The organism is Streptomyces sp. NPDC048297 (genome assembly GCF_043201585.1).
In the GTDB taxonomy this organism is placed as follows: domain Bacteria; phylum Actinomycetota; class Actinomycetes; order Streptomycetales; family Streptomycetaceae; genus Streptomyces.
Genome location: NZ_JBICZA010000035.1, coordinates 1 through 18,932, shown reverse-complemented (window position 1 = coordinate 18,932; position 18,932 = coordinate 1). Strand labels below are relative to the sequence as shown.

The window sequence follows — 18,932 nt, the reverse complement described above, 5'->3', positions numbered from 1 at the left end:
CGTACGGCACGGCACCGGCCCCGGCGCCGCACCACTGAGTAAGCGGCTCAAGCGGTAGACGCAACTTACGGGCACCGGGTCGGCGGCGGCCACTCGATTAACAGATGCCGTCAAACGTCCGCCCATCGGGCGGGCCGGACACGGCCGCGAACGCGTCGATTACGCTCTGGGGCATGGCCGACGCACCGTACAAGCTGATCCTCCTCCGCCACGGCGAGAGCGAGTGGAACGCGAAGAACCTGTTCACCGGCTGGGTGGACGTCAACCTCAACGAGAAGGGCGAGAAGGAGGCAGTCCGCGGTGGCGAACTCCTGAAGGACGCCGACCTCCTCCCCGACGTGGTCCACACGTCCCTCCAGAAGCGCGCGATCCGCACGGCCCAGCTGGCCCTGGAGGCCGCGGACCGCCACTGGATCCCGGTCCACCGCAGCTGGCGCCTGAACGAGCGCCACTACGGCGCCCTGCAGGGCAAGGACAAGGCGGCGACACTGGCCGAGTTCGGCGAGGAGCAGTTCATGCTCTGGCGCCGCTCCTACGACACCCCGCCGCCCGCGCTGCCCCGCGACTCCGAGTACTCCCAGTTCGACGACGCGCGCTACGCCTCCCTCCCGCCGGAGCTGCGCCCGCAGACGGAGTGCCTGAAGGACGTCGTCACCCGCATGCTCCCCTACTGGTACGACGACATCGTCCCGGACCTCCTCGACGGCCACACGGTCCTCGTCGCCGCCCACGGCAACAGCCTGCGCGCCCTGGTCAAGCACCTGGACGGCATCTCCGACGCCGATATCGCCGGCCTCAACATCCCCACCGGCATCCCGCTCGCCTACGAGCTCGACGCCGACTTCCACCCCCTCACCCCCGGCGGCCGCTACCTCGACCCGGACGCGGCCGCGGCCGCGATCGAGGCGGTCAAGAATCAGGGCAAGAAGAAGTAAGCCCTACCGATCAAGCGCTAAGCCCTCTACCTGCGGGTTGTCCGCGGGCGGAGGGCTTGATGCTGTCCTGGGACCGTCCCTGGGCCGCGAGCCGCGCGACTGGGCCGTCAGGCGACTGGGCCGGGGGAGTGCTGTTCCGGCTGTGGCCTCATCTCTACTTGTCCTCCCGCATCGCGCAGGGCCGCGACCGCGATCTCGGCGGTCTCTTCTGGAATGCCGTCGAGAACCACGACAGGGGCTTGATCCACCAGCACCTTGCTGCGCCAGAGGCTCAGTCCGGTCAGCCGGCGCACGGCCTGGGCCACGTCGAGTGGAGAGGTACCCGGGTGGATGAGCGTCGCGCCACACGAAGACAGCGGCCACGGCCTTGCGGGTGCGTTCCTGGCTGGACGGCATGAGGTGCGCGTACACGCGAAGCGTCAGGCCTGTGCCGGAGTGGCCGAAGTACTCGGCGAGGGCCCGCTTGCACACCTCCTCGTCGAGCGACGTACGCCAGACGTGCGCCCAACGCGTTGCGCCCCAGGTCGTTGAGGAGTTGGCGCGCCAGATCTCTGGGGCAGTTGCCGGGCCGTCAGGATCTGCTAAAGGGCGTCGCGCTCGATGAGTGAGCCGTCAGGGCCCAGAGAGAAGATGCGCGGTGGGCTCATGCCTTCCACGGCTCTTTGCAGCGCCGCTTCCCGCTCCGCGGGATCAGGGCCGTGCGGGTCCCGGACCCGGAAGCCGTGCAGTCGGATGCTGTCCGTGTCGATGTCGTCCGGCTCGGGGAGGCCCTCCAGTACGAAGCCGCAGAGCGCGCGCAGTGCGTCTTCGCCCAGTTCCAAGGGATGGAACGGCAGTGAGTACGGCTCTTCGTCCTCGTCCGGCCAGGGGATGACGTCGGCCGGGCGGTCTCCGGCCCAGTAGGGCAGCTCGAAGGGGAGCGGTTCGCCGATGTTCTCGATGATGCCGCTGTCCGGGGACAGGCTCAGAGAGCGGACGAGTCGGCCGTCCTCCCACACGGCGAATGCGAGCCAGTCCACGACGCTGTGCATGGCGTGCAGCACGATCCGCCGGCCGGCGCCCGCCGCCACGAGGTGTTCCGGAAGCTGGGAAGGAAAATCGATCATCACCCTCTGGTCGCCGATGACCTCGACGCCGGGCCAACTCGCCGCGTACGCCGTTCCCTCCGGGGGGTATACGCCGTCCCAGAGAGTCGAGCCCGCGCTCTCCTCCATCTCCCAGCCCGGGTAGAGCAGCCGCATCATGCCGGCCGTGGGTGCGAGGTCCGCTGTGCCCGCGTCTCGCAGCAGCGCTGGTACGTCGCCGTCGGCGTACACCAGAAAGCCTGTCTTGACTCCCAAAGACCCTCCCCAGGGTGTGGCCCTCGTTGGCGGGTGCACAGTAGCCGCCTCCACCGACAACGCGAGAGGACGAAGCCCGAGGGTCCCCGGCGAAGCCCGAGGGTCCCCGGCCGGGCCGTCTCGGGGCCGTCCGAGGCCGCTCGGCACCGGCCCGCCGTGGAGGGGTCACTTCTCGGCCCGCTGGGTGATGGCCGCCTCTGTGCGGTCGCCGAGGAACTCGTACCAGCGGCGTTCGAGGCAGACGTAGCGCACGTCCGCTTCGACCAGGCTGAGGAAACCCGACACGGTCTCGGTGAGACGTTCCTGCATGCCCGGGTCGGCCAGGGTGCCGTCCTCGGCGAAGGCCTGGTAGCTGTTGGCCACGCTGAACATGTCCGGGTAGACGCGGGTGCCCAGGTGTTCCAGGGGGATCCGCAGAGCCCACAGCCCGCGGTTGCCGCCGACCAGTGACGGTGAGGCGGAGACGAGCAGCGCGTGCTTGGTCTTGAACGGCTGCGGCCGGACCCGCGAGACCCAGTCGATCGCGTTCTTCAGCACGCCCGGCACGGAGGCGTTGTACTCCGGCGAGGAAATGACGAAGGCGTCGCACCGTTCGAGCCGGTCGCGCAGGGCGAGGGCGCCGTCCGGCAGCCCCTCGGCGGCCTCCATGTCGCCGTCGTACAACGGCATGTCGAAGTCACGCATCCCGGCGAGATCGACCTTGGCCCCGGTGTCGGCGATGAGCCGGGCCACGAGGGAGGCGAGGCGGGCGTTGGCCGAATCGGCGCGCAGCGCCGCGCCGAAGACCAGGAATCGCAGCGGGCCGGGAAGCGTGTCGTCCGTGGGCATGCGTCCGTCCTTCCGTCGCGGGCAAGCGCCTCCGAGGGCGCCCCACCACCAGTGTGGTTCCCCGGGGGACGCCCCGCGACAGGGCCGGGACCGGCAGCCCCGAGCCGGCTCAGACCTGGAGGGGGACCGGGTGGATCTCGTCCGCGCGGTGGCCCGCGCGTTCGTGGACGCGCTGGACCGCCTCGGCCGAGGGGGCCTCGGAGAGGCAGTAGACGAGGCCGGACTGCGGGTCCGCCCAGGAGTGCTCGAAGTGCACGCCCTCGTCCTTCTCGATGGCGAGGTCGGCCTCGTGAGCCTTCAGCAGCTGGTCGGCCGTGATGCCCCGCATGTCGTGATGGACATCCATGAACCTGGCCATGGCCACATCTCCTTGCGGTGTTGCGGTGTTGCGGTGTTGCGGTGTTGCGGTCGTGCGGTTTGCGGTGTGCGGTCTTGCGGTGCTCGTCACTCCATGCTGCGCACGGCCGTCGCGGTACGGCACCTTGTGGCGCGGCTCGTACGAACGAAGGGCCCGGAGCCACGGCTCCGGGCCCTTCGCGGGTTCTACGACGGCAGTCGCCGCGCCGGCGTCAGCCGCACTGGCGTCAGCCGCACTGGCAGGGAGCGCCCGACTGGCACCCGCAACCGCAGCCGGAGCCGCAGCCGCACGCGGCCACCAGCGGCAGGCTCCTGGTCTCGGCGGGCTGGTCGGTCTCGCGCTCCTGGGTGGGGTCGGGCGTGGTGCTGAGAGATTCGGCCATGGGTCCCTCCTCGGCTGGGGCCTGGTGCCCTCGCCCATTCCATGCCCGTTTTGCCGGGCGCATCAACGGCGCACAGAGGCGTCCTGGCACCGTGGCCAAATCCCACGAGCCCCCTGCCTCAGGCCCCCTCGACCCCTGTCGACGGCTGGATGTCCGGCTGCAGTTCGTCGGCGTGCTCGCCCGTGACCAGGAAGACGACGCGCTTGGCGACGGCGACGGCGTGGTCGGCGTAGCGCTCGTAGTAGCGGCCGAGGAGGGTGACGTCGACGGCCGTCTCGATGCCGTGCTGCCAGCGGTCGTCGATCAGGTGCTGGAAGAGGGCACGGTGCAGGAGGTCCATCTCGTCGTCGTCCTGCTCCAGCTGGAGCGCGAGGTCGACGTCCTTGGTGATGATGACCTCGGCGGCCTTGGCCATCAGGCGCTGCGCGAGCTGGCCCATCTCCAGGATGGTGGCGTGCAGGTCCAGCGGGACCGCGCGCGCGGGGAAGCGCAGCCGGGCCAGCTTCGCCACGTGCTGGGCGAGGTCGCCCGAGCGCTCCAGGTCGGCGGACATGCGCAGCGCCGTGACGACGATACGGAGGTCGGTGGCGACCGGCTGCTGCCGGGCCAGCAGGGCTATCGCTCGCGCCTCCAGGTCGTGCTGGAGTTCGTCGACCTTCTGGTCGGCCTCGATCACGCTCTCGGCCAGCTTCAGGTCGGCGTCGAGGATGGCGGTGGTGGCGCGTCCGATCGCCGACCCGACGAGCCGGGTCATCTCCACCAGACCGTCACCGATCGAGTCCAGTTCCTCGTGGTACGCGTCCCGCATCAGGGGCTCCCTACTCGTACGTGTGCTTCGGGGTTCCGGGGGCAGTGAGTACACGCGCTCCGTGGCCCGAGGACATCACGTACCCCGTGGCGAAAACCAGCGGTGCGAACCCCACGCTCTTACGTTCCGCCCCGTACGCGACTGTTTCCGCCATCCCAAGTGAATCAGTACTGGCTCCAAGGTGAACTCTGGGCGACGAGTGTTCGAGGTCGCACCCGGACGGCTGTGGGTATGTCGCACCCCATGCCTAACCTGGATGCATGGACGTGAACGCGGCGGTCGCCGCAGCGGCTGCGATCGCCGGGGTGCTCACCGGTGTCATCGCCATGCTGGCGTTCCGCTGGAGCGAGCGCGACCAGAAGCGACCGAGCAGGACTTCTTTGCATACCGATCCCGTACTCCCACCCGGAGTGGACACCGTGCTCTCGGTGCTCCGCTCCTCGGCCGTCGTCCTCGACGAGGCCGACGCCGTCGTCAAGGCGAGTTCCGCCGCGTACGCCCTCGGGCTGGTCCGCGGCGGCAAACTCGCCATCGAGCCCATGCTGCAGATGGCCCGGGACACCAGACGCGACGGCGAGATACGCCAGGTCGAGCTGGACCTGCCCCGGCGCGGCACCGGTCGGGGCGAGGCCCTGGCCGTCTCCGCCCGGGTGGCCCCACTCGGCTCCCGCCTGGTTCTGCTGCTGGTCGAGGACCTCACCGAGGCCCGCCGGATCGAAGCCGTACGGCGTGACTTCGTGGCCAATGTGAGCCACGAGCTGAAGACGCCCGTCGGCGCCCTCTCCCTGCTGTCCGAGGCCGTCATGGACGCCTCGGACGACCCCGAGGCCGTACAGCGCTTCGCGGGCCGGATGCAGATCGAGGCGACCCGGCTGACCAACCTGGTCCAGGAACTGATCGACCTCTCGCGGGTGCAGAACGACGACCCGCTGGAGGACGCCGAGCCCGTCCGGGTGGACGAGCTGGTCGCGGAGGCCGTCGACCGCTGCCGCCACCAGGCCGGCACGAAGCAGATCACCATGGCCGCAGGCGGCACCGCCGACCTGCACGTCTGGGGCAACCGCGGCCAGCTCGCCGCCGCCCTCGGCAACCTGGTCGAGAACGCCGTGAACTACTCCCCGGCCCGTACCCGCGTCGGCATAGCGGCCCGCAGGGTGTCCGCGAGCGGCGGCGACATGATCGAGCTCGCCGTGACCGACCAGGGCATCGGCATCTCCGACAAGGACAAGGAGCGCATCTTCGAGCGCTTCTACCGCGTCGACCCGGCCCGCTCGCGGGCGACCGGAGGAACCGGTCTGGGTCTCGCGATCGTCAAGCACGTGGTCGCCTCGCACGGCGGGGAGGTCACGGTGTGGAGTGCCGAGAACCAGGGCTCCACGTTCACCCTGAGGCTGCCCGAGGCAGGCGTCGCCCGCGACCGTGCACAGCAGCACCCCGACCTCGACGACGAGGCCGGCAGTCCCACCGAAACATCCCCGTACGAACCGCTTCCCGCCCCGGAGGTCCTTCCGTGACCCGAGTGCTTGTCGTCGAGGACGAGGAGTCCTTCTCCGACGCCCTGTCGTACATGCTCCGCAAGGAGGGCTTCGAGGTCGCAGTGGCGGCCACGGGCCCCGACGGACTCGACGAGTTCGAGCGCAACGGCGCCGACCTCGTCCTCCTCGACCTGATGCTGCCGGGGCTGCCCGGCACCGAGGTGTGCCGCCAGCTGCGCGGCCGCTCGAACGTCCCCGTGATCATGGTGACCGCCAAGGACAGTGAGATCGACAAGGTCGTCGGCCTGGAGATAGGAGCCGACGACTACGTCACCAAGCCGTTCTCCTCGCGCGAGCTGGTCGCCCGTATCCGGGCCGTCCTGCGCCGCCGCGGCGAGCCGGAGGAGGTCACGCCGGCCGCGCTGGAGGCGGGCCCGGTCCGGATGGACGTCGACCGCCACGTGGTCACCGTCTCCGGCTCGAAGGTCGACCTGCCCCTCAAGGAGTTCGACCTCCTGGAGATGCTGCTGCGCAACGCCGGCCGTGTGCTGACCCGTATGCAGCTCATCGACCGTGTCTGGGGCGCCGACTACGTGGGCGACACCAAGACCCTCGACGTCCACGTGAAGCGGCTCCGCGCCAAGATCGAGCCGGACCCGGGCGCGCCCCGGTACCTGGTCACGGTCCGTGGCCTCGGCTACAAGTTCGAGCCGTAGACCGACCGGCCCGACGGCCCCGACGGCTCGATCGCCTGACGGGTCCGACGGCCCGGCAGGCGCATGACGAAGGGCGGCACCCCCGGTGGGGGTGCCGCCCTCGTGCGTGTGTACGACCGCTCGGTCCGTGTGGACGACCGCTCGGTCGCCGGCTCAGTCGCCGACCTGGTCGTCGGCTCAGTTGCCGGCGGCCGACTGGGAGGCCGAGTCGCTCGGGGTGGTGCCGGTGGCGGTCGCCGAGGGGCTGGCCTTGTCGCCCGCGGCCGGCGTGCCGCTGGCGGACGAGGTCGCGCCCGCGGTGGCCGTGGCGGTGCCCGTCGCGGGGGTGGCCGGGGCGGTGGGCGCGGCCGGGATCTCGCTCGGGCCCCACGTGCTGAAGTAGCTGGTGGCCGGGACGACGAACGCCGGCAGGCTCACGGCGCCGGTCTCGCTGAGGGTGAAGGTGACCTTCTGCGCGTTGCCGTTCTTGATCGCCTCGCTGCCGTTCGTGACGAGGGCGGAGGCGTTGTCCTTGCCGCCGATGACCAGCGAGCCGTGCGACGGGACGGTCAGGCTCTGGCCCTTGGCGGGCTTCAGCTGGGCGTTGCCGGCGCCCGGCACGCTGATGGACTGCAGCGTCTGGTCGGTGTTGCCGGTGTTGAACAGCGTCGCGGCGATCGCGACCGGGCCCGGCGCCTTCGCGTCGGGCTGGGTGATGAGCAGAGCGTTCTGGACCTTGATGTTCCCGACGCTGGTCGCCGCGTTGTCCGGCTTGATCTCCAGGGTCTGGGCGTCGTTGCCGGCACCACAGGCGGCGAGCGAGGCGATCGAGAAGACGATGGCGGAAGCGGCGAGGGCGCCGCGTCGAAGGCTGCTGCTCACGGCGGCGGCAACTCCTTGAACGCAGGGGCGGCTTCCTGATAAAGCCGCCCTAAGTGTCTGTCAGCGGGCTTAGGCTACCGAGCCGTCCTCGCGGCGCCGCACCCGACCCTCCCCCAAGCACCCCGCGTCCCTCCGGGTGGGGGTACCGCGCACACCGCAAGGGGACCTCCGGCCACTTTGCCGGGACACCCGTCCCATCATTCACATAACGCGTTCGCAAGACTGCCGAGCGCATCCGCGTAACCCCTTCAGAGAATTTTCCGTGAAGGAATGCAGATGAGGCCGGATATTGATCATCCGCGGCATCCGGATACCTTCGGACGAAACCTTCTGCGGCCTCTTCCTGACCTCTTCCCGGGGCCTTCCCGACCACTTCCTGACCCCTCCGTCAGCCACTTCTCCGGTGGCTTGATCTGCTCCCTTCACCACCCCCTTCAGTACCCCCATCGCCACTACCTTCACCGGCCGCTTCATCGCCCGCTTCACCCGCCTCGTCCGGCTCCGTGATCAATTCCGGAAACGTCTCGTACCCCACTCCGGCCACCGAACGGAGTAGCGTAAGTCGCACGCTTGGAAGCGGACAAACCGGGATGTTCAGCCTCTTGGGGGTGGCCTTCGGGACGTGTAACGTACGCGTTTCACCCCGCCCGCAGAGCCGCTCCCACCTGCGAATTCCCGCTTCCGCGGGGCCCTCGCAGCACGTTCCTGTCGCTGTTGTCAAGCCCCGAGATATGCTCTGACCTGCGAAAACGCCATTCAGAAGACGCCGTATCCGTGTTACCCTTGATAGCCACGGAAGGGGTACCTGTCACATGACGTTCAAGGTTGGCGACACCGTGGTCTATCCCCATCACGGGGCCGCGCTGATCGAGGCTATCGAAACTCGTCAGATCAAAGGCGTGGACAAGACCTACTTGGTGCTGAAGGTCGCCCAGGGTGACCTGACGGTGCGTGTGCCAGCGGACAATGCGGAGTTCGTCGGCGTACGTGATGTGGTCGGTCAGGACGGGCTGGACCGGGTCTTCGAGGTGCTGCGCGCGCCGTATGCCGAGGAGCCCACGAACTGGTCGCGTCGTTACAAGGCAAATCTGGAGAAGCTCGCCTCCGGCGATGTCATCAAGGTCGCGGAAGTCGTGCGTGACCTGTGGCGTCGTGAGCGTGAGCGCGGTCTCTCCGCCGGTGAGAAGCGCATGCTCGCCAAGGCCCGCCAGATCCTGGTGAGCGAGCTCGCTCTCGCGGAGAACACGAACGAGGACAAGGCCGAGGCGCTGCTCGACGAGGTTCTCGCCTCCTGACGCCTGGCAGGCAGCAGCATCCCCTGCTCAGGGAGCATTCCCTGCTTGCGCAGCTCGCTCAGCACACAGCGCGACGTGCATATGCCGCGGTGCCCGATGACACTGACCCTGTCGCCGGGCGCTGCGGCATGTTCGTACCCGGAAAAGGCCGTACCCGGGAAGGTCGGCACAGGTGGCCGGATCCGGCTCGCTGTGACGTGCCCGCCCCCCACGCCTGCCGTACACCTCGGAGGAAGCCCCCCGATACTTGGTGTGCCGGGCCCGGGCAGATGGCTCGACCAGGGTCACGGAAGGGTCTGGTCAGGCGTCGCGCCCGGCACTCCTCCAGGCCATACCCACCCAGGCCGAGCACACAAACCTTGACAGGAACCGATGTCTGACGATTCGCGCCCTTCACCCGCACCGGCCCGTCCGGACAGCCGTGTGGCCGCGGTGATCCCGGCCGCCGGCCGGGGCGTACGCCTCGGTCCGGGCGCCCCCAAGGCGCTCCGCACGCTGAACGGCACGCCCATGCTGATCCACGCGGTCCGCGCCCTGGCCGCGTCCCGCCATGTCTCCCTGGTGATCGTCGTCGCTCCGGCCGACGGCGCCGCCGAGGTCAAGTCCCTGCTCGACGCGCACGCGTTGCCCGAACGGACCGACTTCCTGGTCGTTCCCGGCGGCGACAGCCGTCAGGAATCGGTCAGACTCGGCCTCGACGCCCTGCCGCCCGAGTACGACGTCGTCCTCGTCCATGACGCGGCCCGGCCGCTCGTCCCGGTCGACACGGTCGACGCGGTCATCGAGGCCGTACGCGCCGGCGCCCCCGCCGTGGTTCCCGCGCTGCCGCTCGCCGACACCGTCAAGGAGGTCGAGCCCGCGGAGGTGCCCGGCGAGCCCGAGCCGGTTCTGGCCACGCCCGAGCGGGCGCGGCTGCGCGCGGTGCAGACGCCCCAGGGGTTCGACCGGCAGACCCTGGTCCGTGCGCACGAGACCGTCACCGGGGACGTCACCGACGACGCGAGCATGGTCGAGCGGCTCGGCCTGACCGTCGTGACCGTGCCCGGCCACGAGGAGGCCTTCAAGGTCACCCGCCCCCTCGACCTCGTCCTCGCCGAGGCGGTCCTGGCCCGCAGGAGGCTGAACGATGGCTTCTGAGCCCGCGCCGCTCCTGCCCCAGGTGGGCATCGGCACCGACATCCACGCCTTCGAGGAAGGCCGCGACCTGTGGTGCGCCGGCCTGAAGTGGGACGGCGAGGGCCCCGGCCTGGCCGGACACTCCGACGCCGACGTCGTCGCGCACGCCGCCTGCAACGCGCTCTTCTCCGCGGCCGGCCTCGGCGACCTCGGGCAGCACTTCGGCACCGGGCGCCCCGAGTGGTCCGGCGCCTCCGGCGTCACGCTGCTGACGGAGGCGGCCCGTATCGTGCGCGCGGCCGGCTTCCGGATCGGCAACGTCGCCGTGCAGGTCGTCGGGCCCCGCCCCAAGATCGGCAAGCGCCGTGACGAGGCCCAGAAGATCCTCTCCGAGGCGGCCGGCGCCCCGGTCTCCGTCTCCGGCGCCACCACCGACGGCCTGGGCTTCCCCGGCCGCGACGAGGGCCTGATGGCCATCGCGACGGCACTCGTGGCGAAGGCGGACTGAGGCCGCGCGGGGTCCTGGCCCGGCGGGCCGGTGTGCGGGCACGCGAGGACGCGGCCTGCTGGACCGAGGGTGCCCGAGGTCCGGTCCGGCGGTTGGTCCGAGCGTGCGCGAGGTCCGGTCCGGCGGGTTGGCCCGAGGGCGCACGAGGGTCCTGATCCGGCGCCTCGGCCCCGCAGGCGCCTGAGGATCCGTCCCGGCGGTTGGTCTGACGGCGCCTGAGGGTCCGTTCCGGCGGTCGGTCCGAGGGCGCGCGAGATCCCGGTCGGGCGGTCGGCCCGCGGGCGCCGGAAGCTCTCGGCCCGACGGTTGGTCCGAGGGGTGCCCGAGGATCCCGGTCCGGCGGTCGCTCCGAGGGCGCCCCAGGGCTCCGTTCCGATGGTCGGTCCGAGGATGCCCCGGGGGTCCCGTTCCGGCGGCCAGGGCGAGCGCGCCCCAAAGGCCCGTTCCAGCGGCCAGGCCGAGGCCGCCCAAGGGGCCTCTGTTCCGGCGGTCGGTCCGAGGGTGCCCGAGGGGATCGGTCCGGCGGCTGGGGCGAGCGTGCTCAAGGGGTCCTCTCCGGTGGTCGGGCCGAGGCCGTCCGAGGGGCCCGGACCGGTCCCCGGGTGTAAGGATCATGGCGGGTGGCGCTTGCGGCACTCCGCCGTCGATCCTTCGTCGTGGGAAGGGGCATGGCACTGCCGTGCGCCCACTACCCTGGTGTCGTGACTATTCGCCTGTACGACACCGACGCCCGGCAGATCCGTGACTTCACCCCGGTCAAGCCGGGCTGTGTCTCGATCTACCTGTGTGGTGCCACCGTGCAGGCCGCACCGCACATCGGGCACGTCCGCTCGGGCCTCAACTTCGACATCATGCGCCGCTGGTTCGAGTACCGCGGCTACGACGTGACGTTCATCAGGAACGTCACCGACATCGACGACAAGATCATCAGGAAGTCGCATGAACAGGGCCGCCCCTGGTGGTCCATCGGGTACGAGAACGAGCGCGCCTTCAACGACGGCTACACCGCCCTCGGCTGCCTCCCGCCCACCTACGAGCCCCGCGCCACCGGCCACATCACCGAGATGGTCGAGATGATGCAGGGCCTCATCGAGCGCGGCCACGCCTACGCCGCGGACGGCAACGTCTACTTCGACGTGCGGTCCTTCCCGCGGTACCTGGAGCTGTCCCGGCAGGAGCTGGACAACCTGCTCCAGCCCTCCGGCGAGGGCGAGACCGGCAAGCGGGACCCGCGCGACTTCGCCATGTGGAAGGCCGTCAAGCCCGGCGAGCCCAGCTGGCCCACCCCCTGGGGGCGCGGCCGCCCCGGCTGGCACCTGGAGTGCTCGGCCATGGCCCACAAGTACCTGGGCGCCGCCTTCGACATCCACGGCGGCGGTCTCGACCTGATCTTCCCGCACCACGAGAACGAGATCGCCCAGGCCAAGGCCTACGGCGACGAGTTCGCCAAGTACTGGGTGCACAACGCCTGGGTCACCATGGCCGGCGACAAGATGTCCAAGTCGCTCGGCAACAGCGTCCTGGTCTCCGAGATGGTCAAGCAGTGGCGCCCCGTCGTCCTGCGCTACTACCTCGGCACCCCGCACTACCGCTCGATGATCGAGTACAGCGAGGAGGCGCTGCGCGAGGCCGACGCCGCGTTCTCGCGGATCGAGGGCTTCGTCCAGCGCGTGACCGAGATGGCCGGCCGCGTCGTCGAACCGGCCGCCGAGGTCCCGCTCTCCTTCGCCGAGGCGATGGACGACGACCTGGGCGTCCCGCAGGCGCTCGCCGTCGTGCACACCACCGTCCGGCAGGGCAACAGCGCACTGGCCGCCGACGACAAGGACGCCGCCGTCGCCCGCCTCGCCGAGGTACGGGCCATGCTCGGCATTCTCGGCCTCGACCCGCTCGACCCGCTCGACCCGCACTGGGCCGGCGGCGGCGCGGACCGGGGCCAGGACCTGCACGGTGTGGTCGACCACCTCGTGCGCCTCGTCCTCGACCAGCGCGAGTCCGCCCGCGCCCGCAAGGACTGGGCCACCGCGGACGCGATCCGCGACCGGCTGGGCCAGTCCGGACTCGTCATCGAGGACGGCCCGCAGGGCCCGCGCTGGAGCCTCGGCGCGCGCTAGCCCCGAATGATCGACTGTGCCGCCCGGCCTCCCGGGCGGCACACTGCATAAGACGTACGTACGAAGAAGCTCACGGAGACGGGTAACTCATGGCCGCGAACAACCGCCGCATGTCCGGCAAGAAGGGCGCGCAGGTCGGCAGTGGCGGCCAGCGGCGCAAGGGCCTGGAGGGCAAGGGTCCGACCCCGCCCGCCGAGATGCGCAAGGGCCACAAGAAGAACCGCGTCGCCAACGCCAAGGCCAAGCAGGCCGTGCGCCGGCCGGTGGCCAGGGGCCGGGGCGGCAGGTCGTCCTCCGAGCTGGTCGTCGGCCGCAACCCGGTGGTCGAGGCGCTGCGCGAGGGCGTGCCCGCGAACACCCTCTACGTCCAGCAGTTCATCGACAACGACGAGCGGGTCCGCGAGGCCCTCCAGCTCGCCGGTGAGCGCGGCGGCATCCACCTGATGGAGGCCCCCCGCCCCGAGCTGGACCGCATGACGAACGGCCTGAACCACCAGGGCCTGGTCCTCCAGGTCCCGCCGTACGAGTACGCGCACCCCGAGGACCTCACCGCCGCCGCGTACGACGAGGGCGCCGACCCGCTGATCGTCGCGCTGGACGGGGTCACCGACCCGCGCAACCTCGGTGCCGTCGTCCGTTCCGTCTCCGCCTTCGGCGGTCACGGCGTCGTCGTCCCCGAGCGCCGTTCGGCGGGCATGACCGCCGGTGCCTGGAAGACCTCCGCCGGTACGGCCGCGCGCACCCCGGTCGCCCGCGCCACCAACCTGACCCGCACGCTGGAGGCCTACAAGAAGGCCGGCATCACGGTCGTCGGCCTGGCCGCCGACGGCGAGGTCGAACTCGGCGAGCTGGGGGCCCTGGGCGGCCCGGTCGTCATCGTGGTCGGCAGCGAGGGCAAGGGCCTGTCCCGGCTGGTCGGCGAGACCTGCGACTACCGTGTCCGCATCCCGATGCCGGGTGGCGCGGAGTCCCTCAACGCCGGTGTGGCGGCGGGGATCGTGCTGTACGAGGCGGCACGCCGGAGGTCCTGAACCGACCCCCGGAACAACGCCCCGAACACCTCCTGAGCACCTCCTGAACACGCGTCCGGAAGTTCACCCATAAGCGGTAATTCCGGAGTTCACCCGGCGTTCGGGGCGACCTTGACGCGGTCCGGACACATCCGGCCGTTCGAGACAGTGTCCTCACACCCCGTCACTCGGTTAGATGAGTGTGGACACCAGAACACCCCGCACACCCACGGGGGACCGCTCGTCGGGATTCCAGTCAGGTCTCGACGACGCTCCCGCGCTGAGCATGGTGAAGGTGCCGAGCGATCCGGCGCAGGTCATCGTCAATCACGCCAGCTTCCGCGTGCAGCTGGGCGCGACGACGGGACACCCGTCCCAGGGACACGCCTCCCAGCGGATCGCCCGGCACCTGAGCGCCACCCAGGAAACCGCCCGCATGCCGGTCGTGGGCACGACGGGCCGGGCCGGCACGGCGGCCGGCCGCCGCCGGGCCGTCGTCTGGAGCGGCAGGTCCGCCCCCGACGACACCGGCGCCCACCGGCTGCTCCAGGCCGTGCGGGGCAGCAGCGTCCGCCACTCCGACGAGCCCACCGCCGAGGGCGGCGCGACCCAGGTCCTGCCCCGCGTCGGGACCGGATACGGCGACACCCACGACGCGTTCGACCAGACCGTCCAGACCCCGGTCCTCGGCCACCAGCGCACCGCCCCCGACGCCGGCACCCGCCTGCTGCCGCACATGCGCACGGTCGGCAGCGCCTACGACGAGCCCGGCTACGACGAGTCCCCGTACGGCGAGCCCGGACACGGCCAACCGCCCTACGAGGACGACGAGTTCGGCGACTACGACGACCACGACGACTACGACGACTACGAACGCTCCACCGACCCGACGGACGCGACCGGCACGCGCTCCGCCCGGCGCACCGGCGACGACCCCGCGCGGCACGCCTACTACCCGGGCCGCCGGATGAACCTCGGCGTCGTCCTGCTGCCCCTGCGCGTCTTCCTCGGCTTCATCTCCATCTACGCCGGCATGGGCAAGCTCTGCGACCCCGTCTACTTCGACGGCGGCGAACGCGGCTCCATGGTCAAGTGGCTCAACACCCTGCACCCGTGGGAAGTCGCCGAGCCGCTGCGCCAGTTCGCGCTGCACCACCCCGTCGGCTCCGGCCTGGTCATCGCCTTCCTGCAGGTCGTCGTCGGCGTCCTGACCATCCTCGGCTGCTGGCAGCGCGTCGCCGCGGTCGTCGGCGCCCTGCTCTCCGCCGCCCTGATCGTCACCGTCAGCTGGAAGACGGTCCCCGTCTACGACGCCCCCGACATCATCTGTCTGGCGGCCTGGTCCCCGCTGATCATCGCGGGCGCCCCCGTCTACTCCGTCGACGGCCGGCTCGCGGGCAGCGCCTGGCGCACCCTCGGCCCCCGCGCCGACATCTGGGACCTGCGTCGCTACGTCCTGCGCCGCGGCGCGCTGATCACCGTCGTCACCGTCGGCCTCACCCTGCTCATCGGCTCCCTGCTCGGCGGCGCCGTACGCGACTCCAGCCGTGTGGTCGTCCCCGGCCCCGGCGAGGCCCCGCGCAACAACCTCCCCGGCGCGCCGCTGCCGACGGACCCCGCCCGCCGTCACCCGACCTCCCCGTCCGCCTCCACGGCACCCACGTCCGGCGCGACGTCCGGCGCGAGCCCGTCCGGCGCGGCCACGACCCCGGGCGCCGGCCGCACCAGCGCCGGTACGACGACGACCACGCCCACCCAGACCCAGGGCACCACGGGCCAGGTCCCGCCCCGCCAGTCCGCCCCCACCGGCGGCGCCCCCAGCACCAGCGCGGGCCCGACCAACACCGGCGGCACCTCCACCGGCGGCCCGACCTCCTCGGGCGGCACGGGCGGCACGGGCACCTCCGGCGGCTCGTCCTCCTCCGGCCAGCCGGGCCTGGTGGGCGGCCTGCTGGGCTGACCGGGCACACGCACCGGGCAGCACGGCAACGGCTGACAAGGCAAGGAACGACAAGGGCCCCGTACCGGACAGGTACGGGGCCCTTGTCGTCGTCTGTCGCCCTCTGCCGGGCGGTTCACCGTCCGAGCGTCGCCAGTTCCTTCGCCGCCTCGGTCAGGTCCTTCGCCGTGTCGATGGCCCGCCAGTAGGCGCCCTGCGGAAGGGGGAACCCGGCGAGCTGCCGCTCCCGGGCGAGCCGCGGGAACGTGGTCCGCTCGTGGTCGCCGCGCTCGGGGAGCATCCCGGCGAACTCGGGCGAGAACACGTACACACCCGCGTTGATCTCGAACGTCGACGGCGGGGACTCGATGAAGTCGGTGATGTGCCCGAACCCGTCGGTCTGCACCGCGCCCCAGGGAATCCGCGGCCGGGCCAGCGCCACCGTCGCGACGGCGTCCCGCTCGGTGTGGAAGTCGGCCATGTCCCGCAGGGAGAAGCGGGTCCAGATGTCGCCGTTGGTGGCGTACCAGGGCCGGTCGGGGTGGGGGAGGTGCCCGGCGGCGTACTTGAGGCCGCCGCCGCGGCCGAGGGGCTCCGTCTCCACGACGGTGGTGACGGACACCGGCAGATCGGCCGAGTCCAGCCACTTCTGCAGGACCTCGGCGAGGTGGCCGCAGGAGATCACCACGTCCGTCACGCCTTCCTCGGCGAGCCAGGCCAGTTGGTGGCCGATGATCGGAGTGCCCGTGCCGGGGATCTCGACCATCGGCTTGGGCCGGTCGTCGGTGTAGGGACGCAGCCGTGAGCCCTGGCCACCGGCCAGGATGACGGCTTGAGTGGGGCGCGACGCGGCAGTCGGATGGGTCATGTCCCGAACTGTACGTGGCGCCCGGACCGGACTTCCGGGCCGCAACGGTCTCCTTGTGGAGCCGTTACCCACTTCCCACCTGCTGTTAGCTATGGGCGGCCAGCACGCCGGAGGCGAAGGCGGTGTCGCAGACCGGGCGGGCGTACGACTGCGCGCGCGAGGCGCCGTAGATGCGCACCGCGGCCCGGCCCAGGGCGCGGGCGATGGAGGCGCAGTGCCCGGCCAGCGCGGGGTGGCCGTTGACGGCCTGCTGGAGGTGGGTGAGGACCACCCCCGGGTCCTTGTCCTGCAGCTCGGTCATCAGCTGGTCGCGGAGCACCTCCTGCGGGGTGCGGGAGACCGTCCGGGAGGGCGCCTGCGCCGAGGAGACGTCCGAGGCGGTCAGCACCGAGCCGGAGGCGCTGCCCGTCCAGTTGACCCGGGTGACCGCGAGGGTTCCCGAGAGCACCAGGAAGACGGGAAGGACGAGGGCGAGGGTGCGGCCGATCCGGCGGGCAGGGCCGCCCCGGTGGCCGCGTCGCGTCTGAGGGGTGGTGGAGTGCTTCACGCGTGTGAGGGTAGCGCCCGGTAGTGATTTGGCGACATTTAGTCACCCTAATGGGGGATGATGTGCGGCCTCGATCTGGGTAAGGGGTTGACCCGGCGGCCGAAAGGGCCCCGCGGCAGTGCGCCGCAGGGCCCTTCGTATCCGTCTTATCTGGCTTGTCCCGCTTGTCCTGGGGTCAGTCGGAGAGACGCTCGCCCGTGGAGGTCGAGAACACGTGGGTCTCGCCCGGCCGCGGTACGACGTGCAGGGTGGAGCCCTTCTCCGGCACCTGGCGGCCGTTGACGCGGACGACCAGGTCCTTGAGCTCGCCGCTGACCTCGGCGCTGCCGTAGACGTAGCCGTCCGCGCCCAGCTCCTCGACGACGTTCACGGAGACCGCGAGACCGGCCGGGGCGTCCTCCGTGTGCTTGGACAGGGAGGTGGCGGCCTCGCCGCCGTGCTCGACCACGTCGAAGTGCTCCGGGCGGACGCCGACGGTCACGGTGCGGTCGCCCTTGTCGGCGGCGGCCTTGAGCGCCTCCCGGTTGACCGGCACCACGCTGTTGCCGAACTTCACACCGCCGTCGGTGATCGGGACCTCGACCAGGTTCATGGCCGGGGAGCCGATGAAGCCGGCGACGAAGAGGTTCGCGGGCCTGTCGTACATGTTGCGCGGCGAGTCGACCTGCTGGAGCTGCCCCTTGTTGAGTACGGCCACCCGGTCGCCCATCGTCATGGCCTCGACCTGGTCGTGGGTGACGTAGACGGTGGTGATGCCGAGGCGGCGCTGCAGCGAGGCGATCTGCGTACGGGTCGACACGCGGAGCTTGGCGTCCAGGTTGGACAGCGGCTCGTCCATGAGGAAGACCTGCGGCTCACGCACGATCGCGCGGCCCATGGCGACACGCTGGCGCTGACCGCCGGAGAGCGCCTTCGGCTTGCGGTCCAGGTACTCGGTGAGGTCGAGGATCTTCGCGGCCTCCTCGACCTTCTTGCGGATCTCCGACTTGTGCACGCCGGCGATCTTGAGGGCGAAGCCCATGTTGTCGGCGACCGACATGTGCGGGTAGAGCGCGTAGTTCTGGAACACCATCGCGATGTCCCGGTCCTTGGGCGGCAGGTGGGTGACGTCGCGGTCACCGATGCGGATGGCGCCGCCGTTGACGTCCTCGAGCCCCGCGAGCATCCGGAGCGAGGTGGACTTTCCGCAGCCCGAAGGGCCGACCAGGACGAGGAACTCGCCGTCCTCGATCGCGATCTCGAGAGCGTCGACCGCGGGCTTGGTGGAACCCGGGTAGATCCGGGTCGCCTTGTCGAACGTGACAGTGGCCATGGTGAATGGGCCCCCTTCTACCGGCAGGAACGTGCCGGACGATCCGTTGTGGAAGGTGGTGCAGCCGGTCCATGTCAATGGACCGGCTAGGGAGGCTACCTCTCGTTCAGCCGTTCTGTCAGTACTTGCGGGCCTGTGAATTTCACGGAAATTCTCGCCGGGGCCGCGCCGGGTCGTGGGTACACTGCACAGGCACGTACGCCGAAGGCGCGCGTGTGTGCCTCCTTAGCTCAGCTGGCCAGAGCAGCTCACTTGTAATGAGCAGGTCGTCGGTTCGAATCCGACAGGGGGCTCCCCGCAGGTTCACACAACAGCTGTGTCAGCAGCTGTGTACGGCTTTGCACAGAAGGCCCCGCGCACGGTGCTTGAGTTCTAGCGATCGTCGCAACACCCCAGCTCAAGGGGTGCGATGTTCGAGATCCGCGAGACCCGGACGGTGGCTCAGGGCCGTAGAAAGCCGACCCGTGAGCGGGAGGAATACTTCCGGCTCGTGCAGCAAGGCGTGAGTTACGCGGAGGCA

The 18,932-nt window shown here is 70.7% G+C and carries 19 protein-coding genes, 1 tRNA gene and 1 pseudogene; 10 read left to right on the top strand and 11 right to left on the bottom strand.

All coding sequences use genetic code 11. The annotated features are described in order from the left end of the window. The first annotated feature begins 173 nt into the window (after positions 1 to 173). The gene (locus ACGFYV_RS30480) at positions 174 to 935 is read left to right on the top strand and encodes a phosphoglyceromutase (protein WP_393881735.1); all 762 of its coding nucleotides are present in this window, start codon (positions 174 to 176) and stop codon (positions 933 to 935) included. A 107-nt stretch (positions 936 to 1,042) separates the two neighbouring features. On the opposite strand, the gene ACGFYV_RS30475 is transcribed toward ACGFYV_RS30480, so the two are convergent. From ACGFYV_RS30475 to phoU, 7 genes and pseudogenes are all read right to left on the bottom strand, one after another. After that, positions 1,043 to 1,240 carry a ribosomal protein L7/L12 gene (locus ACGFYV_RS30475; protein ID WP_393881734.1) on the bottom strand — a complete coding sequence of 66 codons (198 nt, stop codon included), beginning with the start codon at positions 1,238 to 1,240 and terminating at the stop codon, positions 1,043 to 1,045. A gap of 43 nt (positions 1,241 to 1,283) precedes the next feature. Next, positions 1,284 to 1,445 (bottom strand): annotated as a pseudogene (locus tag ACGFYV_RS30470) (site-specific integrase); the annotation flags it as partial. 71 nt (positions 1,446 to 1,516) lie between these two features. Further along, complete coding sequence (locus tag ACGFYV_RS30465) at positions 1,517 to 2,275, bottom strand: DUF6928 family protein (protein ID WP_393881733.1); 759 nt, start codon at positions 2,273 to 2,275, stop codon at positions 1,517 to 1,519. A 165-nt stretch (positions 2,276 to 2,440) separates the two neighbouring features. Continuing rightward, entirely contained in the window at positions 2,441 to 3,103 is a 663-nt protein-coding gene (locus ACGFYV_RS30460; protein WP_393881732.1) for an NADPH-dependent FMN reductase, read from the bottom strand. 109 nt (positions 3,104 to 3,212) lie between these two features. Continuing rightward, complete coding sequence (locus tag ACGFYV_RS30455; RefSeq protein ID WP_393881731.1) at positions 3,213 to 3,461, bottom strand: SCO4226 family nickel-binding protein; 249 nt, start codon at positions 3,459 to 3,461, stop codon at positions 3,213 to 3,215. 226 nt (positions 3,462 to 3,687) lie between these two features. Continuing rightward, the gene (locus ACGFYV_RS30450; RefSeq protein WP_393881730.1) at positions 3,688 to 3,843 is read right to left on the bottom strand and encodes a hypothetical protein; all 156 of its coding nucleotides are present in this window, start codon (positions 3,841 to 3,843) and stop codon (positions 3,688 to 3,690) included. Positions 3,844 to 3,961: 118 nt separating this feature from the next. After that, positions 3,962 to 4,651, bottom strand: coding sequence for a phosphate signaling complex protein PhoU (gene phoU, locus ACGFYV_RS30445; protein ID WP_393881729.1), 690 nt, complete (start codon positions 4,649 to 4,651; stop codon positions 3,962 to 3,964). Positions 4,652 to 4,911: 260 nt separating this feature from the next. On the opposite strand from phoU, the gene ACGFYV_RS30440 reads away from it, so the two are divergent. Together ACGFYV_RS30440 and ACGFYV_RS30435 are read left to right on the top strand one after the other, a co-directional pair. After that, positions 4,912 to 6,165, top strand: coding sequence for a sensor histidine kinase (locus ACGFYV_RS30440; protein WP_393881728.1), 1,254 nt, complete (start codon positions 4,912 to 4,914; stop codon positions 6,163 to 6,165). Next, the gene (locus ACGFYV_RS30435) at positions 6,162 to 6,842 is read left to right on the top strand and encodes a response regulator transcription factor (RefSeq protein ID WP_010358452.1); all 681 of its coding nucleotides are present in this window, start codon (positions 6,162 to 6,164) and stop codon (positions 6,840 to 6,842) included. The genes ACGFYV_RS30440 and ACGFYV_RS30435 overlap by 4 nt, the downstream gene beginning before the upstream one ends. A 177-nt stretch (positions 6,843 to 7,019) precedes the next feature. Here the strand turns inward: ACGFYV_RS30435 and ACGFYV_RS30430 are convergent, their stop codons facing one another. Then, positions 7,020 to 7,703 (bottom strand): DUF461 domain-containing protein, encoded by a 684-nt coding sequence (locus ACGFYV_RS30430; protein ID WP_393881727.1) that lies wholly within the window; start codon positions 7,701 to 7,703, stop codon positions 7,020 to 7,022. A gap of 812 nt (positions 7,704 to 8,515) precedes the next feature. Here ACGFYV_RS30430 and ACGFYV_RS30425 point away from each other — a divergent pair. From ACGFYV_RS30425 to ACGFYV_RS30400, 6 genes are all read left to right on the top strand, one after another. Continuing rightward, complete coding sequence (locus tag ACGFYV_RS30425; protein ID WP_003953493.1) at positions 8,516 to 8,998, top strand: CarD family transcriptional regulator; 483 nt, start codon at positions 8,516 to 8,518, stop codon at positions 8,996 to 8,998. A gap of 372 nt (positions 8,999 to 9,370) precedes the next feature. Continuing rightward, positions 9,371 to 10,135, top strand: coding sequence for a 2-C-methyl-D-erythritol 4-phosphate cytidylyltransferase (ispD, locus tag ACGFYV_RS30420; protein ID WP_393881726.1), 765 nt, complete (start codon positions 9,371 to 9,373; stop codon positions 10,133 to 10,135). Next, positions 10,125 to 10,622 carry a 2-C-methyl-D-erythritol 2,4-cyclodiphosphate synthase gene (ispF, locus tag ACGFYV_RS30415; protein WP_393881725.1) on the top strand — a complete coding sequence of 166 codons (498 nt, stop codon included), beginning with the start codon at positions 10,125 to 10,127 and terminating at the stop codon, positions 10,620 to 10,622. Before ispD ends, ispF begins: the two co-directional genes overlap by 11 nt. A 701-nt stretch (positions 10,623 to 11,323) precedes the next feature. Next, entirely contained in the window at positions 11,324 to 12,736 is a 1,413-nt protein-coding gene (cysS, locus tag ACGFYV_RS30410) for a cysteine--tRNA ligase (RefSeq protein WP_393881724.1), read from the top strand. Positions 12,737 to 12,825: 89 nt separating this feature from the next. Continuing rightward, positions 12,826 to 13,767 carry a 23S rRNA (guanosine(2251)-2'-O)-methyltransferase RlmB gene (rlmB, locus tag ACGFYV_RS30405; RefSeq protein ID WP_393881723.1) on the top strand — a complete coding sequence of 314 codons (942 nt, stop codon included), beginning with the start codon at positions 12,826 to 12,828 and terminating at the stop codon, positions 13,765 to 13,767. Positions 13,768 to 13,942: 175 nt separating this feature from the next. Next, positions 13,943 to 15,706 carry a DoxX family protein gene (locus ACGFYV_RS30400; protein ID WP_393881722.1) on the top strand — a complete coding sequence of 588 codons (1,764 nt, stop codon included), beginning with the start codon at positions 13,943 to 13,945 and terminating at the stop codon, positions 15,704 to 15,706. A 115-nt stretch (positions 15,707 to 15,821) separates the two neighbouring features. Here ACGFYV_RS30400 and ACGFYV_RS30395 read toward each other — a convergent pair whose 3' ends face one another. The 3 genes from ACGFYV_RS30395 to ACGFYV_RS30385 all read right to left on the bottom strand — a co-directional run bounded on the left by ACGFYV_RS30395 (position 15,822) and on the right by ACGFYV_RS30385 (position 18,412). Continuing rightward, positions 15,822 to 16,553 (bottom strand): NDP-sugar synthase, encoded by a 732-nt coding sequence (locus tag ACGFYV_RS30395; RefSeq protein ID WP_393881721.1) that lies wholly within the window; start codon positions 16,551 to 16,553, stop codon positions 15,822 to 15,824. Between the two features lie 85 nt (positions 16,554 to 16,638). Continuing rightward, on the bottom strand, positions 16,639 to 17,100 hold the full coding sequence (locus ACGFYV_RS30390) for a hypothetical protein (RefSeq protein ID WP_393881720.1): 462 nt from the start codon (positions 17,098 to 17,100) through the stop codon (positions 16,639 to 16,641). Positions 17,101 to 17,275: 175 nt separating this feature from the next. Next, positions 17,276 to 18,412, bottom strand: coding sequence for an ABC transporter ATP-binding protein (locus ACGFYV_RS30385; RefSeq protein WP_393881719.1), 1,137 nt, complete (start codon positions 18,410 to 18,412; stop codon positions 17,276 to 17,278). Positions 18,413 to 18,631: 219 nt separating this feature from the next. On the opposite strand from ACGFYV_RS30385, the gene ACGFYV_RS30380 reads away from it, so the two are divergent. Continuing rightward, positions 18,632 to 18,705 (top strand) — tRNA-Thr (locus ACGFYV_RS30380). The last annotated feature ends 227 nt before the right edge of the window (positions 18,706 to 18,932 follow it).

What these genes read in the sequence shown, in the direction of transcription:
- ACGFYV_RS30480 (WP_393881735.1), top strand. Translation starts at nt 174, where the DNA reads ATGGCCGACGCACCGTACAAGCTGATCCTCCTCCGCCACGGCGAGAGC.
- ACGFYV_RS30460 (WP_393881732.1), bottom strand. Translation starts at nt 3,103, where the DNA reads ATGCCCACGGACGACACGCTTCCCGGCCCGCTGCGATTCCTGGTCTTC.
- ACGFYV_RS30455 (WP_393881731.1), bottom strand. Translation starts at nt 3,461, where the DNA reads ATGGCCAGGTTCATGGATGTCCATCACGACATGCGGGGCATCACGGCC.
- ACGFYV_RS30450 (WP_393881730.1), bottom strand. Translation starts at nt 3,843, where the DNA reads ATGGCCGAATCTCTCAGCACCACGCCCGACCCCACCCAGGAGCGCGAG.
- phoU (WP_393881729.1), bottom strand. Translation starts at nt 4,651, where the DNA reads ATGCGGGACGCGTACCACGAGGAACTGGACTCGATCGGTGACGGTCTG.
- ACGFYV_RS30440 (WP_393881728.1), top strand. Translation starts at nt 4,912, where the DNA reads ATGGACGTGAACGCGGCGGTCGCCGCAGCGGCTGCGATCGCCGGGGTG.
- ACGFYV_RS30425 (WP_003953493.1), top strand. Translation starts at nt 8,516, where the DNA reads ATGACGTTCAAGGTTGGCGACACCGTGGTCTATCCCCATCACGGGGCC.
- ispD (WP_393881726.1), top strand. Translation starts at nt 9,371, where the DNA reads ATGTCTGACGATTCGCGCCCTTCACCCGCACCGGCCCGTCCGGACAGC.
- ispF (WP_393881725.1), top strand. Translation starts at nt 10,125, where the DNA reads ATGGCTTCTGAGCCCGCGCCGCTCCTGCCCCAGGTGGGCATCGGCACC.
- rlmB (WP_393881723.1), top strand. Translation starts at nt 12,826, where the DNA reads ATGGCCGCGAACAACCGCCGCATGTCCGGCAAGAAGGGCGCGCAGGTC.
- ACGFYV_RS30400 (WP_393881722.1), top strand. Translation starts at nt 13,943, where the DNA reads ATGAGTGTGGACACCAGAACACCCCGCACACCCACGGGGGACCGCTCG.
- ACGFYV_RS30395 (WP_393881721.1), bottom strand. Translation starts at nt 16,553, where the DNA reads ATGACCCATCCGACTGCCGCGTCGCGCCCCACTCAAGCCGTCATCCTG.
- ACGFYV_RS30385 (WP_393881719.1), bottom strand. Translation starts at nt 18,412, where the DNA reads ATGGCCACTGTCACGTTCGACAAGGCGACCCGGATCTACCCGGGTTCC.